This is a genomic window from Alteromonas lipotrueae (assembly GCF_019249215.1).
In the GTDB taxonomy this organism is placed as follows: Bacteria; Pseudomonadota; Gammaproteobacteria; order Enterobacterales; family Alteromonadaceae; genus Alteromonas; species Alteromonas lipotrueae.
In genome coordinates, this window is the sequence record NZ_JAESDI010000002.1 from 296,303 (window position 1) to 310,164 (window position 13,862).

General features: G+C 44.8%; 13 protein-coding genes. 8 read left to right on the forward strand and 5 right to left on the reverse strand.

The genetic code is table 11. From position 1 onward, the window contains the following. The first annotated feature begins 138 nt into the window (after positions 1-138). A complete protein-coding gene (gene uvrA / locus JKP82_RS03020; protein WP_218395810.1) occupies positions 139-2,973 on the forward strand; it encodes an excinuclease ABC subunit UvrA in 2,835 nt (944 codons plus the stop codon). 115 nt (positions 2,974-3,088) lie between these two features. On the opposite strand, the gene JKP82_RS03025 is transcribed toward uvrA, so the two are convergent. Next, a complete protein-coding gene (locus tag JKP82_RS03025; protein ID WP_218395812.1) occupies positions 3,089-4,588 on the reverse strand; it encodes an Hsp70 family protein in 1,500 nt (499 codons plus the stop codon). A 170-nt stretch (positions 4,589-4,758) separates the two neighbouring features. Here JKP82_RS03025 and JKP82_RS03030 point away from each other — a divergent pair, with 170 nt between their 5' ends. Together JKP82_RS03030 and JKP82_RS03035 are read left to right on the forward strand one after the other, a co-directional pair. Continuing rightward, complete coding sequence (locus JKP82_RS03030; protein WP_218395814.1) at positions 4,759-5,193, forward strand: acyl-CoA thioesterase; 435 nt, start codon at positions 4,759-4,761, stop codon at positions 5,191-5,193. Further along, positions 5,186-5,887 (forward strand): 2OG-Fe(II) oxygenase, encoded by a 702-nt coding sequence (locus tag JKP82_RS03035; RefSeq protein WP_159528010.1) that lies wholly within the window; start codon positions 5,186-5,188, stop codon positions 5,885-5,887. The genes JKP82_RS03030 and JKP82_RS03035 overlap by 8 nt, the downstream gene beginning before the upstream one ends. A gap of 74 nt (positions 5,888-5,961) precedes the next feature. Here the strand turns inward: JKP82_RS03035 and JKP82_RS03040 are convergent, their stop codons facing one another. The 3 genes from JKP82_RS03040 to JKP82_RS03050 form a co-directional block, all read right to left on the reverse strand. Then, positions 5,962-6,444 (reverse strand): DUF3299 domain-containing protein, encoded by a 483-nt coding sequence (locus JKP82_RS03040; protein WP_159528009.1) that lies wholly within the window; start codon positions 6,442-6,444, stop codon positions 5,962-5,964. Positions 6,445-6,542: 98 nt separating this feature from the next. Then, positions 6,543-7,073, reverse strand: coding sequence for an inorganic diphosphatase (ppa, locus tag JKP82_RS03045; protein WP_013785907.1), 531 nt, complete (start codon positions 7,071-7,073; stop codon positions 6,543-6,545). Positions 7,074-7,191: 118 nt separating this feature from the next. Further along, on the reverse strand, positions 7,192-8,169 hold the full coding sequence (locus JKP82_RS03050) for a class 1 fructose-bisphosphatase (RefSeq protein ID WP_159528008.1): 978 nt from the start codon (positions 8,167-8,169) through the stop codon (positions 7,192-7,194). 274 nt (positions 8,170-8,443) lie between these two features. On the opposite strand from JKP82_RS03050, the gene mpl reads away from it, so the two are divergent. Genes mpl through JKP82_RS03065 form a run of 3 tightly spaced genes read left to right on the forward strand, consistent with a single transcriptional unit; the run spans position 8,444 to position 11,293 of the window. Then, the gene (gene mpl, locus JKP82_RS03055) at positions 8,444-9,826 is read left to right on the forward strand and encodes a UDP-N-acetylmuramate:L-alanyl-gamma-D-glutamyl-meso-diaminopimelate ligase (RefSeq protein ID WP_159528007.1); all 1,383 of its coding nucleotides are present in this window, start codon (positions 8,444-8,446) and stop codon (positions 9,824-9,826) included. Next, complete coding sequence (locus tag JKP82_RS03060; RefSeq protein ID WP_159528006.1) at positions 9,823-10,458, forward strand: flavin prenyltransferase UbiX; 636 nt, start codon at positions 9,823-9,825, stop codon at positions 10,456-10,458. Before mpl ends, JKP82_RS03060 begins: the two co-directional genes overlap by 4 nt. 34 nt (positions 10,459-10,492) lie before the next feature. Next, positions 10,493-11,293 (forward strand): S1/P1 nuclease, encoded by an 801-nt coding sequence (locus JKP82_RS03065; protein ID WP_218395816.1) that lies wholly within the window; start codon positions 10,493-10,495, stop codon positions 11,291-11,293. A 124-nt stretch (positions 11,294-11,417) separates the two neighbouring features. Here JKP82_RS03065 and rraA read toward each other — a convergent pair whose 3' ends face one another. After that, positions 11,418-11,903, reverse strand: coding sequence for a ribonuclease E activity regulator RraA (gene rraA, locus JKP82_RS03070; protein WP_057794700.1), 486 nt, complete (start codon positions 11,901-11,903; stop codon positions 11,418-11,420). A 357-nt stretch (positions 11,904-12,260) separates the two neighbouring features. Here rraA and JKP82_RS03075 point away from each other — a divergent pair, with 357 nt between their 5' ends. Both JKP82_RS03075 and JKP82_RS03080 read left to right on the forward strand, forming a co-directional pair. Then, a complete protein-coding gene (locus tag JKP82_RS03075; protein WP_057794702.1) occupies positions 12,261-12,779 on the forward strand; it encodes a phosphatase PAP2 family protein in 519 nt (172 codons plus the stop codon). 1 nt (position 12,780) lies between these two features. Continuing rightward, on the forward strand, positions 12,781-13,848 hold the full coding sequence (locus tag JKP82_RS03080) for an MJ1255/VC2487 family glycosyltransferase (RefSeq protein WP_159528004.1): 1,068 nt from the start codon (positions 12,781-12,783) through the stop codon (positions 13,846-13,848). Positions 13,849-13,862 lie beyond the last annotated feature (14 nt).

Sequence of the window (13,862 nt, forward strand, 5' to 3'; positions counted from 1 at the left end):
CACGTTCGCAATAATCGATTAATGTAATCTTAAGGTGATCTCATTGATAGCCAATCAGTATAACTTGATCATGCAATGCAATATCAATTTGCTTGACGACTATGGCATACTGATTCTTTTTTTCGCACTTAGGCTTCAATGGATAAAATCGAGATACGCGGTGCTCGCACCCACAATTTGAAAAATATCGATTTAACACTGCCCCGAGACAAGCTGGTAGTGATAACTGGGCTTTCAGGCTCAGGTAAATCGTCTTTAGCATTCGATACCCTATACGCAGAAGGCCAACGTCGTTACGTTGAGTCGTTGTCTGCGTATGCTCGTCAGTTTTTGTCTATGATGGAAAAACCTGATGTTGATCATATAGAAGGTTTGTCGCCAGCTATATCCATTGAGCAAAAATCAACGTCGCATAACCCGCGTTCTACTGTGGGTACTATTACCGAAATTTACGATTACCTTCGTTTGATGTTTGCCCGTGTTGGCACGCCACGATGCCCTGACCACGATGTGCCGCTAGACGCACAAACCGTGAGCCAGATGGTAGATAAGGTGCTGGCAATGCCAGAAGGCAGCAAATTAATGTTGCTGGCGCCTATCGTGAAAGAACGTAAAGGTGAACATTTAAAAACCCTGCAAAACTTGTCTGCCCAAGGTTTTATTCGTGCGCGAATAGATGGCGATGTATGTGACCTGTCCGATCCACCGCCGTTAGATTTACATAAAAAGCATACTATCGAAGTGGTAGTAGACCGTTTTAAAGTGCGTGACGACCTTGCATTGCGCTTATCAGAATCGTTTGAAACTGCATTAGCGTTGGCTGGCGGGAATGCGCTTGTAGCCGACATGGACAATAGCGATGCTGAAGAAATTGTATTTTCAGCTAACTTCGCCTGCCCACACTGTGGTTACAGTATTAGTGAATTAGAGCCTAGATTGTTCTCGTTCAACAACCCTGCTGGGGCGTGCCCAACCTGTGATGGTTTAGGGACAAGACAGTTTTTCGACCCAACACGTGTGGTGGGTAACGACGAGTTAAGTCTTGCAGGCGGCGCGGTTCGTGGTTGGGACAAACGTAGCTATTACTATTTTCAAATGTTGCAATCGGTTGCCGACCATTACGAATTCGATCTTACTGGCCCTTTCGGCGAGTTAGACGATAAGCACAAAGACATTGTGTTGTATGGCTCTAAAGGTAAATCACTCGCATTTAAATACATAAACGAACGCGGCGACGTGATGGAGCGTAAGCATCCGTTCGAAGGCATTATTCCGAACATGGAGCGCCGCTACAGGGAAACCGAGTCTAATGCTGTGCGTGAAGAGCTTGCTAAATACTTAAGCCAACAGCACTGTAGCAGCTGTAATGGCACACGCCTGCGCGTAGAAGCGCGCAATGTGTTTATAGAAGGCACAACTCTGCCCACCATTGCTGATAAATCTATTGCCGATGCGTACGACTTTTTCGAAAATTTATCGCTAACAGGCCAAAAAGCCCAGATTGCAGAGAAAATTCTAAAAGAAATTCTCGACCGTTTACGCTTTTTGGTTAACGTTGGCTTGAACTACTTATCCCTTTCGCGCAGCGCCGATACTTTGTCAGGCGGTGAAGCACAGCGTATTCGCCTTGCTAGCCAAATTGGTGCTGGCCTAGTTGGCGTAATGTATGTTCTTGATGAACCCTCTATTGGGCTTCACCAAAGAGACAACGAACGCTTATTGAAAACCCTAAGACACTTGCGTGATTTAGGTAACACGGTATTGGTGGTTGAGCATGATGAAGACGCCATTCGTGAAGCCGATTATATCGTGGATATTGGCCCTGGAGCCGGTGTACATGGCGGAGAGATTATTGCCGAAGGTCAGCTTGAAGACATTCTAGCAAGTGAAGACTCACTTACTGGAAAGTACTTATCTGGCCGTGAAAAAATAGTTATACCTGAAGTTCGCACACCCATTAAAGATGATAAATGGTTGGAATTAAAAGGCGCCACAGGTAACAACTTGAAGTCGGTAGACTTGCGAGTGCCTATGGGCGTGATGACCTGCGTAACCGGGGTTTCTGGTTCTGGTAAATCGACCCTTATTAACGATACTTTCTATAAAATCGCCCACTGCGAATTAAACAAAGCCACCACTTCTGAGCCTGCCCCTTATACCTCAATGACAGGGTTAGATCAGCTCGATAAAGTGGTCGATATTGACCAAAGCCCTATTGGCAGAACGCCCCGTTCTAACCCTGCAACTTACGCTGGAATTTTCACGCCTATTCGTGAAATATTCGCCGGAACGCAGGAAGCACGCTCTCGCGGTTACAAGCCAGGACGCTTTAGTTTTAACGTGAAAGGCGGTCGTTGTGAAGCGTGTCAGGGCGACGGTGTGATAAAAGTAGAAATGCACTTCTTACCCGATGTATACGTGCCATGTGATGTATGCCAAGGCAAGCGCTACAACCGTGAAACCTTAGAAGTAAAATACAAAGACAAAAACATTCATGAAGTGCTAGAAATGACGGTAGAAGATGCTCGAGAGTTTTTCGACCCTATCCCCGCGATAGCGCGTAAGCTGCAAACGTTAAAAGATGTAGGCTTGGCTTACATTCGTTTAGGACAAGCAGCCACAACGTTATCAGGCGGTGAAGCACAACGGGTTAAGTTAGCTAAAGAACTGTCGAAACGTGATACTGGCCAAACGCTGTATATTTTAGATGAACCCACTACCGGGCTTCATTTCCATGATATTAAACAGTTGCTCGCCGTACTGCACCGACTCCGTGACCATGGCAATACAGTGGTAGTCATTGAGCACAACCTTGATGTGGTCAAAACTGCCGACTGGATCATCGATTTGGGCCCAGAAGGTGGTTCAGGCGGTGGTCAAATTATTGCTGAAGGTACGCCTGAGTTGGTGGCTGAATCTACAGTGTCTCATACCGGCCGCTTCTTAAAGCCGATGCTTGAAGCACAAGCCTAAGCTGACGAGCATAAAGGCTTAGTATCAAAACAAAAAAACGCGCCATGTCGGCGCGTTTTTTTATGTAGTTTTTATGTAGTTCGGTTAAATACTTAGGTACTTAACTGACCACGCTTTAAAACTTAAATGCTTGAATAGCCAAGCCTTCGCACACCGAGTTAAACGCATCATTCTCTAGTCGAGGTAGCCCGGTAAGTAGCTCTTCATACAGTGCGTCGATAATAATCGGTGATAAGCTCATACCGCCGGTAACCATCACTACCTCGGGTGCCGCGCTGCTTTTTTCTAAACATTCCACCACTAACGCTTTTACCTTGCTTAACCAAGGCTTTAATGCACTTTTTAAGTCTTCGGTACTAATGTTTACATCAAAATCATCTTCAATGTAATGTAGCGGTAAGGTGATCTTATCTTTACTAGAAAGCAGTTCTTTTGCCATTCTTACCGAATTAACCACCCGCGCCGACAATTTGTTTTCTTGCACTAGCAACAAACGCTCTAATTGCTCTGGGTTCTTGGTTACTGACATGGTTTGGGAAATCTCTAAGCCATAATCATCTGAGAAGAACCGAGTAAGAGCAGGAATATTATCAACCGCACACATATCTGAGTAATAGGTAGGAGGAATGGGCAGGCCATTAATCATTTTTAGCCCCATTCCCATTTCAGGCGCAACGACTTTCAGCAATAGGCTTTTATCGCAGTCCATACCACCTAACCGTCTTCCGGTTACCGATAACACGTCCTGCTTTCTATCTAATTGGTTATTACGTTCTGGTGAAAGATTAATACAACAGATATCTGTAGTACCACCGCCAATATCAACAATAAGTGCGGTAGTGTCGCGGGGTAATGTCTGCTCAATTTTATACGCTGCCGCAATTGGCTCATCCAAAAAGTTAATTTTACTAAAACCAGCATTCGATGCTGCCTCAGTCATAATTTGAATGGCTTGGGTATTTCCCACTTCACCTCGAGTACCGTGAAACTTAACCGGGCGACCTATAACTACCGATGAAACAGGCTTTTCTAATTGGGTTTCGGCACACTGTTTAAAGTAGGCTAGCTGTTTGGCGATAATGCCAATAAACGCCTTTTTTTGGTCGCCATCAAGGGATGCGCCTAGAAAGTTTTTAGGTGAGTAAATAAGCCGGCCTTTATCAGGCATTTTTAAAAAGCGCTTAAATCCCTCTTCACCGAAGGCAAACTTGCCATGCTCTACTAAGCGTAATAATGGAATTTCTTCCAGCGACATTGCGTGCATAAGCTGCTGAATAGCCTTACGTTGCAACGCAGGTCGGTTATGGTATTCACCACGAAGCGATTCAATGCGGTTGCTATAGCGCGACTGCTCTTTGGGATCTTTAGCGTCGTAATAGCCCTGCTTGGCTTTGTCTATTTGCTCGTTAATTAAACGCTGCAACTGCGACACTTTAGCTTCCACCATGGCATCAGGCGGAGGCGGCAGTTCATCCTCAAAGTATATAAATACAGACGAGCGAATTTTATTGCCTTGCTCAAGTGACGGGTCGAGTTTTATATGTCTATGGGTAGCGCCATCAAAGTACACCACCTCAGAATTTGAGGTACCGTAATCAATCCCAATTGCAGTCATAATTATTGTTTAATCAGAAATTTGGCGCAGATTGTAATTTAAAATTAAGCTGGGATCACTTTTCATCTTAATTTGGTTTTCTAATGTATACCCAGATTGCGCCAGATTACTGAAAAACCCGATTTAGCGTGATAAAGTGAGGACACATTACGATTAAAATAAGAGGCGATATGTCAGCTGTAACTCCATCTGAAACCTTCCCTATGGAAATGTCATTCGAAGTACGGTTTTGTGAGACCGATGCCCTGCAACACGTGAGCAACACCGCGTTAGTCAGCTGGTTTGAAGCCGCTCGCGATCCTATCTTCAGAATGTTCACACCTACTATGGATTTACAGAACTGGCCGCTTATTTTAGCAAGCTACAAAGTCGATTTTCTTGCGCAAATTTTTTACGGGAAAACGGTTACCGTAAAAACGTATATTAGCCGTTTAGGTAACAGTGCATTTGATGTGTACCAAGAACTTTGGCAAGACGGTAACCTGTGCTCAACGGGAGTAACGACTATGGTACATTTCGATTATCAGCAGCAGCGTTCAGCCCCGATTCCTGACAATATAAAAGCGACGTTACAAGCACACTTTAAGGCGCTACCTAATGACTGATTTAATTGACGTTGTTGATGATGTTTTATCACCGGAATTGTGTACCCAACTTATTGAGCGCTTTGAAAAAAGCCCAAACCTTACCCAAGGGAAAACGGGCGGCGGTGTCGATTTAGATAAGAAGCGTAGTGTTGATGTGTCTATATCTCAACAGCCTGAGTTTGCTGACTTATTTAAGCAGGTCATGCAGTTAACAGGCGAGCAGTTGGTTAAGTACATTGAGAAATACTATTACGCCTTGGTTGGCCCAATAGGGTTGACAGTTCGCCATCCAAAAACCGGCGAGCCCGTTAAACTAACGGGTGATAACTTTGAAGAAGTGGGCAAACCTAACCTTCATAATTTGGTTAATTACCTCTTTCGAATTGGCGATATTAATGCCCAGCGCTATACTGCGGGTAACGGCGGTTACCCTTATTGGCACTCTGAAGTTTACCCACAAGCGCCTCATAATGAAGCTTTGCATCGCGTTCTGCTGTTTATGTTTTACTTAAATGATGTGGAAGATGGCGGGGAAACCGAATTTTATTATCAAGATAGAGCAGTAAAGCCTGAAGCAGGCAGAATGGTGATTGCTCCTGCTTATTTTACCCATACTCACCGTGGGCAAATACCTAAAAGCAACGACAAGTACATTCTAACCTCGTGGCTGCTGTTCAATCGCGCAGAACAAATTTATACACCACAAGGCTAGGCTATATTTATGCCTATAAGGGGACTCTTAGCCTATGAGGAGCTTTGGCCTGCCTAAAAGGAGCTTACGCTGGCCTAAAAGGCGCTTATCGCAACCCCTTTAAGCCGATAGCCTACTGACGCAATATCACCTTTCCACCCTTCAGTGGTAAGTTCGCCAGTTACCCATATTGCGTCGTAAATATTATCAAGAGGAATACCCTCTTCAAAAGTTACGTACACTATTTGGTTAGACGCAGGCGGCGGCACGTGAATACAAGCGCCAAAATAAGGCACTAGTAAAAATTCGGTCGTGAGTTCAGGTGTGCCTTCAAGGGGCACCACAAAGCCAGGAATTTTCACCCGCTTACCATCAAATTTATCAACTACTGGCGCATCAGGCTGCAACTGCGACATTTCACCGTTGTGCTGAACGGCGGGAGGCGCTAGTTCATTAAACCCTTCAGGTACCAAATCTTCCCAATATACTTCAATAGGTTCTGGGGCGCTAAACGCAGAGAACGACGGAAGCAATACGACTAAGGCTAAGACCAATGCCTTTCCCATGACTTTCAACATAACACTCACTTAAATAAAAAAGGGTAGCTCTTTAAATAAAAAGGGCCGGTACTTACCAGCACCGACCCCTTTTTAGCATGTCTTCTAAGCAGCGTGAATTATTCTGCTTCGAAACGCTTAACGCTTGCGACAATTTCTTCTTTCGCGGCAGCTGAACCAGCCCAGCCGTCAATCTTAACCCACTTACCAGGTTCAAGATCTTTGTAATGAGAGAAGAAGTGCTCGATTTGCTGTAGCAGCAACTCAGGTGCGTCTTCAGTTTCTTGCACTTTACGGTAAATAGTAGAAAGCTTGTCGATTGGCACTGCCAATACTTTAGCGTCTTTACCTGACTCATCAGTCATGTTCAAAACACCAATTGGGCGACAACGAATTACCGAACCCGCAAGCAATGGAAAAGGCGTCATTACCAATACGTCAACTGGGTCACCGTCTTCAGACAAGGTGTTAGGCACGTAACCGTAGTTAGTTGGATAGTGCATGCAAGTTGCCATGAAACGGTCAACAAACATAGCGCCCGAGTCTTTGTCTACTTCGTACTTTACCGGGTCAGCGTGTGCTGGAATTTCGATAACTACATTCACTTCTTCAGGCAAATTCTTGCCCGCAGGAATATCATTCAAGCTCATTCTAAGGTCCTTTCAATGATGTTTTAAAAAATTTGGCGCTAAGTATACGGTGACGGCGGCAAAATAAAAACGGTTTAGCGCTAATCACCACCAAAACCGTCCTTATTTAGCGATTTCTCTATTCACTTTTACCGTAATAGCTTAAACAGGTTTCTACTTCTTCTTTAGAACCAATAATACATGGCACGCGTTGATGTATTTCTTCAGGCATTACTTCAAGAATACGACCGGCGCCTGTTTCTGCCTTGCCGCCGGCTTGCTCCATCAAAAATGCCATAGGGTTTGCTTCATAAAGTAAACGCAATTTACCCGGTTTAGATGGGTCACGCTTGTCGTATGGGTACATGAAAATACCACCGCGGCATAACAAGCGATGAATATCGCCCACCATGGCTGCTACCCAGCGCATGTTGAAATTTTTCTCACGAGGACCGTCTTTACCCGCTATTAAGTCGGCGATATATTCCTGCATCGCAGGTTCCCAATGACGTTGATTCGATGCATTAATAGAGTACTCAGAGGTTTGCTCTGGCACTTGGATATTGGGGTGAGTAAGTAGGAAGCCACCGTGGGTTTTATCTAAGGTATAAATATGTGTGCCACGCCCAGTAGTAAGGGCAAGCATAGTAGAAGGCCCGTAAAGCACGTAACCTGCTGCAACCATTTGTGTACCCGGCTGAAGAAACGCTGATGGATCATCGGGTTCCATCCACTGAGGTGCGTGGGTAATTGAGAAGATAGTACCAATTAAGCTGTTAATTTCTGTGTTCGAAGAGCCGTCTAGTGGGTCGAAGCTAACAAGGTATTTCCCATCTGGATGGCACGGTACCACATCGTCTTCTTCTTCCGATGAAATAGCTTTTACATAGCCCGACTCGCGAAGCGTATCTTTAATAATGTGATTAGAGATAACATCTAACTTCTTTTGTGTTTCACCTTGTACGTTTTCTGACAACGTAGAACCCAATACGCCAGCAAGCGCACCTTGACTCACCCGGAATGAAATTTCTTTGCAGCTCGCCAACAAGGTTCTTATAAGCAATATGAGCTCTAGCGGGGCACCATCTTCTTGCAACTGGGAATTTAAACGTTTCATCTTAGTTAAGCCTTTTTTTAGTGTGTAGGGTATGACAATACAAGGCGCGCAGCTTTCCTTACCGGCTTTCTCTTGTATTACCAACAAGCACTGCTTTATATGCTTGTTAAATTGATTGTAACCGTGAATTCATCGAAGTGGAATAAGGCAGGTGCTGCCAATCTACACAACATACCAGTGAAAGCGGGCATTATGAGTGAAAATGCATTATTTAACCTGCAACGGTTCTGATAAAGTAGCCAGTATTCAATGCAGTAAAAAATGAGAATTCGCTATGCATGTACATATTTTAGGTATTTGCGGTAGCTTTATGGGTGGCATCGCAGCCATTGCGAAAGCCTTGGGCCATAAGGTCACTGGCTCTGATACCAACGTGTATCCACCCATGAGTACCCAACTTGAAGCTCTGGGCATCGAGCTTACCGAAGGCTTCGATACCGACCAATTCGAGCCAATTCCTGACATCGTTATTATTGGTAACGCCATGTCTCGCGGTAATTCAGCGGTTGAGTACGTACTCAACAGAAACTTACCTTATACCAGTGGCCCGCAATGGTTGCTTGATAACTTGTTAAAAGATAGATGGGTAATTGGCGTTTCGGGTACTCACGGCAAAACCACCACCAGCAGTATGGTGGCGTGGATTTTAGAGTACAGCGAATTAAACCCCGGATACCTTATTGGTGGTGTGCCTGAAAACTTTGGCGTGTCGGCCCGTATTGGAGAAAGCCCGTTTTTTGTCATTGAAGCAGACGAATACGACAGCGCCTTTTTCGACAAGCGCTCGAAGTTTGTCCATTACCGTCCTAAAACGCTGGTGATTAATAACTTAGAGTTTGATCATGCCGATATCTTTGCTGACTTAGCCGCCATTCAAACTCAGTTTCATCACCTTGTGCGCATGGTACCTGAAAATGGCCTTATTCTTACACCCAACCACACGCCCGCTATTGAGGAAACCCTTAAAAAAGGTTGTTGGACACAACGCCAATCTCTAGGCAAAGAATGGTCTGCAGCGCTTATCAATAAAGATGGTAGCCAATTCAATGTACTGTTCGACAATCAAGTTGTCGGTACAGTACATTGGGAGCTACTAGGCCAGCACAATGTAGATAATGCACTCATGGCAATTGCCGCGGCTCATCATGCAGGCGTTCCCCTTAACGACGCTGTCGCAGCACTATCAAGCTTTAAGAACGTTAAACGGCGTATGGAAGTAAAGGGCTCGGTGACACTCGCGGCTGAAGGTAAACCGGTAACCGTCTATGATGATTTCGCTCATCACCCCACCGCCATTGCCACCACTATTGACGGCCTTCGCAAGAAAGTAGGGAATGCCCGTATTCTTGCCGTACTTGAGCCTCGCTCTAACACTATGAAAATGGGGGTGCATAAAAATACACTCGCACATTCTTGGCAAGCCGCTGATGCGGTTTATGTATATGAACCTCAAGGGCTAGACTGGTCGTTGAAGGAAGCTGCGGAGAATAGCCCAGCGCCCACCACCGTATTCAATGATGTTGAAAGCATTGTAAAAGTATTGCAAAGCGAAGTGCGCCCTGGCGATCATGTACTTATCATGAGCAATGGTGGGTTTGAAGGCATCCACAGCCGTGTTTTAAGCGTACTTACCCCGTCAATCGAGGTAGAAAAATGAAACATGATAAGCAAATTACCCTAGCTATTACGGGTGCTTCCGGCACCCCATACGCACTCTCGCTATTAACGTCGTTAGTAAAAGCTGACTACCAAGTGTATGTGCTTATTTCTTCTGCCGCCAAAGTCGTGATGGCTACAGAAGAAAATATAAAAATTCCCGCTAGACCTGAAGACGCCAGTGCTTTTTTCATGGAGCATTGCGGCGGTAAGCCTGGTCAAGTGCAAGTATTTGGGAAAGAAGAATGGTTTTCTCCTGTTGCGTCAGGCTCAGCCGCACCAGCTAAAATGGTAGTATGCCCCTGCTCTACGGGCACCCTTTCATCTATTGCCATTGGCGCCAGTGATAACTTAATTGAGCGTGCCGCTGATGTTGTGCTAAAAGAAAGAGGCCAATTGATATTAGTACCTCGAGAAATGCCACTTTCTTCTATCCATTTGGAAAATATGCTTAAACTGTCACAAATGGGTGCGACAATAATGCCAGCGGCGCCTGGTTTTTATCATAACCCCAAGACCATTGAAGATTTGGTCGACTTTGTTGTAGCCCGTATTCTAGATCACCTCGGCGTTGAACAATCGCTAGTGGCACGATGGGGCTATGAAACCGCTAAACATACCCCTAAAACCTAACTACACACTTAAAAAATAGAACAAAGGAAAATTAATGACAGCGTTGAGAAATAGGACTTTCGCCGTTGCGCTAAGCTCACTTATTACGTTATTTGTTTCGTCGCCAGCTTTTGGGTGGGGCCAAACTGGCCATCGGGTTACTGGCGCCATTGCGCAGCAGTATTTAAGCCCTCTATCTCAAGCTGCTTTATCAGAGCTTCTGCCAAACAGTTCACTAGCAGAAGCTTCAACCTATGCAGATGAAATGCGCTCAAACCCAAGCGAGTTTTGGCAAAAGATATCTACCCATTGGCACTATGTAACAGTCCCTCAAGGGAAAGGTTATGCTGACGTTGGCGCACCTCGCCAAGGCGACGCAGTTACTGCACTTGAAGCCTATACAAAAACGTTAAAAAGCGACTCAGCCACTATTGAAGAAAAACGCTTAGCGCTACGTTTTGTTGTGCACATCATTGGTGATTTACACCAACCCCTGCATGCGGGTGATGGCAGCGATCGCGGCGGCAATGATGTAAAAGTAAATTTCTTTTGGCAGAACTCTAATTTACATCGGGTGTGGGACTCTCAAATGCTAGAGCAACGCAAACTGTCTTACACAGAATGGACGAAATGGCTCACAGAACACATCACACCTAGTGACATTCGTAGCTGGGCAACCACAGATCCTTTGGTATGGATTGAAGAAAGCACTAAAATTCGTGATGAAGTTTACCCTCAAGATGCCAACAATATGAGTTACGATTACTTATATCGGCATCTTCCTACGGCTAAGCAGCGTTTACAAATGGCAGGTATTCGACTTGCCATGTACTTGAACGAAACGTTTGATAAGTAAGCGCTAATTGTAAATTTTAGGCACAAAAAAAGCGGAGACACTTCATTCAGCTGTCTGCGCTTTTTGTTACCTGAATCACATGAATTCGCTATAGGTTTTAGCCAACTGAGCTACTATAAAACCTTTAGTCTATATCAAGGGGTTCTGGTGAGAGAATTACACCTGTGCTATCAGCATAAAGGTGATCTTCTGGTAGGAAAGTTACGCCACCAAAATTTACCGGTACATCAACGTCGCCAATGCTTTCGCTTTCTGCATTAACGGGAATAGCCGCTACCGCTAGCACACCAATATCCAATTCGGCTAAGTTATCCACTTCACGTACACTGCCGTAACACACGATGCCTTCCCAGTCATTGTCTATTGCCACTTGAGCAAGGGCTGCATCGAATAAGGCACGACGTGTTGAACCACCACCATCAATCAGCAGTACTTTGCCTGCACCAGGTTGAGCCAATACACGGTCAATAAGACCACGGTCTTCGAAACACTTAATCGTGGTGATTTCGCCACCAAAAGAATAACGGCCGCCAAAGCTTGCGAAGATAGGGTCAACTACGTCGACGCTGTCTGCAAATAAATCGCACAATTCAGAAGTGTTGTAATCCATTGCTCTACCTTACTTTAATTGAGAGTAGTAGGTTATTTACCTTGTTCTAGCATAGCATTAATTCGTTAGTTGAAAACGCCTGATTTATGAAGTTTCAGGGAAACAGCAACAACCTTTCCACTAAATAGACTACCACTTTCATTAGTGAAGACATTTTCACCGACTTAGCACGTAACTTGCTTAGCTTTTTATAAAAACTGACTCGCTACCTCACTGCACTAAATAGAAGTTAATAGGTGCGGTACAGCGTGACCAACACAGCATGTCATCTGTCATAAAGGTTTCTTTTTTCTGTCACTGGTTGGTCACAGAATGCTTTTAAATTATTCAATAATCAATCGAAAGGGGGCAAGGCTAATGCTTCTTAAATCCTTGACCAAATACGATACAAATTTGTTCTACCGCTTATACAGTCTTACCGTAAAACGAGATTGTCGCAGTATCATCTGGTTATCAAAAACCGGAGATGGATACCTTTACTTGGTTATTGGCGCCTTACTGTGGGCTTTTGAACCCGAGCATGGTGAGCTTTTCCTCTATACAGCGCTGATGGCATATGCGCTGGAGTTACCTATCTATGTGCTGCTTAAGAAAATGTTCAAGCGCCCGCGCCCTTGCGATTTTCTATTGGATTTAACAGCACACGTTACGCCATCCGATAAATTCTCTCTGCCTTCTGGGCACACTGCTGCCGCTTGCTTAATGGCAAGTATTGTAGCGCATTACTATCCACCATTCGCGGTACTGGCATACAGTTGGGCAGCCCTAATCGGCCTGTCTCGCGTCTTGCTAGGCGTGCACTACCCATCAGATGTAGTTGCAGGTATGTTACTTGGTATCACTATCGCATCGTTGAGTATTTCCATCCTGGGGTAACATGAAATTATTGTATGGCGTGCAAGGCACCGGAAACGGGCACATTGCTCGTGCACGAATTATGGCGACAGCGCTAGCTAAGCGTTCAGATGTTGAAGTAGATTTTGTTTTCACAGGCCGTGAACCCGATAAATATTTCGATATGGATGTATTTGGCGACTATCGCACCTACACGGGCTTAAGCTTTGTTACTAAAAGTGGCCGCGTAGACCGGTGGCAAACCATTAAAGAAGCCAATATCAGTCAATTTCTAAAAGACGTGAAACGTTTTGATGCGAGCGGGTACGACCTTCTCGTCAACGACTTCGAACCTGTCACCGCGTGGGCAGCGAAGCGACAGCAGATACCGTCAATTTCAATTAGTCACCAAGCAGCATTTTCTTACGATGTGCCAAAATCTGGCGACACCATTATTGATCGACTGCTAATGAAAAAGTTCGCCCCTACCGACCTTCAATTAGGGGTACATTGGTTTCACTTTAATCAACCGATCATTCCTCCTTTTGTGGCAGACAAACCGTTATCAGTGCCAGGTAAAGGTCATGTGTTAGTTTACTTACCATTTGAAGATGTCAGCGACGTTCAACAAATGCTGGAGCCTTTAAGCGATCAACAATTTCAATGCTTCCACCCCGATATTAGCGAAATTAAAGACGCAGGACACATTCAGTGGAACCCTACGTCAAAAGAGCATTTCCAACGTGCACTTCAGCATTGTAACGGCGTGATTGCGAATGGAGGTTTTGAGCTTTCTAGCGAAGCCTTGCAACTCGGCAAGAAGCTACTTATCAAACCTCTTCATGGCCAATTTGAACAGCTGTCGAATGTACTAACGCTCAATAAGCTCGACCTTTGCCACACCCTATTTCAATTGGATACGGATATTGTTGAAGAGTGGCTAGAAGCATTAGACATAGAAGCTATTCAGTTCCCCGACGACCCAAATATACTAATTGATTGGCTCAAAAAAGGTGACTTGCAAGATACACAAAGCCTATGTGATTCATTGTGGAAAGAGGTTCACTACGGTGATAAAACACAAGAACGCTTATTGTCTCTTGCATTTTAATCACGCAATGCGAT

Coding starts and splice junctions, on each gene's coding strand:
- uvrA (WP_218395810.1), top strand. CDS start 139: ATGGATAAAATCGAGATACGCGGTGCTCGCACCCACAATTTGAAAAAT.
- JKP82_RS03025 (WP_218395812.1), bottom strand. CDS start 4,588: ATGACTGCAATTGGGATTGATTACGGTACCTCAAATTCTGAGGTGGTG.
- JKP82_RS03030 (WP_218395814.1), top strand. CDS start 4,759: ATGTCAGCTGTAACTCCATCTGAAACCTTCCCTATGGAAATGTCATTC.
- JKP82_RS03035 (WP_159528010.1), top strand. CDS start 5,186: ATGACTGATTTAATTGACGTTGTTGATGATGTTTTATCACCGGAATTG.
- JKP82_RS03040 (WP_159528009.1), bottom strand. CDS start 6,444: ATGTTGAAAGTCATGGGAAAGGCATTGGTCTTAGCCTTAGTCGTATTG.
- ppa (WP_013785907.1), bottom strand. CDS start 7,073: ATGAGCTTGAATGATATTCCTGCGGGCAAGAATTTGCCTGAAGAAGTG.
- JKP82_RS03050 (WP_159528008.1), bottom strand. CDS start 8,169: ATGAAACGTTTAAATTCCCAGTTGCAAGAAGATGGTGCCCCGCTAGAG.
- mpl (WP_159528007.1), top strand. CDS start 8,444: ATGCATGTACATATTTTAGGTATTTGCGGTAGCTTTATGGGTGGCATC.
- JKP82_RS03060 (WP_159528006.1), top strand. CDS start 9,823: ATGAAACATGATAAGCAAATTACCCTAGCTATTACGGGTGCTTCCGGC.
- JKP82_RS03065 (WP_218395816.1), top strand. CDS start 10,493: ATGACAGCGTTGAGAAATAGGACTTTCGCCGTTGCGCTAAGCTCACTT.
- rraA (WP_057794700.1), bottom strand. CDS start 11,903: ATGGATTACAACACTTCTGAATTGTGCGATTTATTTGCAGACAGCGTC.
- JKP82_RS03075 (WP_057794702.1), top strand. CDS start 12,261: ATGCTTCTTAAATCCTTGACCAAATACGATACAAATTTGTTCTACCGC.
- JKP82_RS03080 (WP_159528004.1), top strand. CDS start 12,781: ATGAAATTATTGTATGGCGTGCAAGGCACCGGAAACGGGCACATTGCT.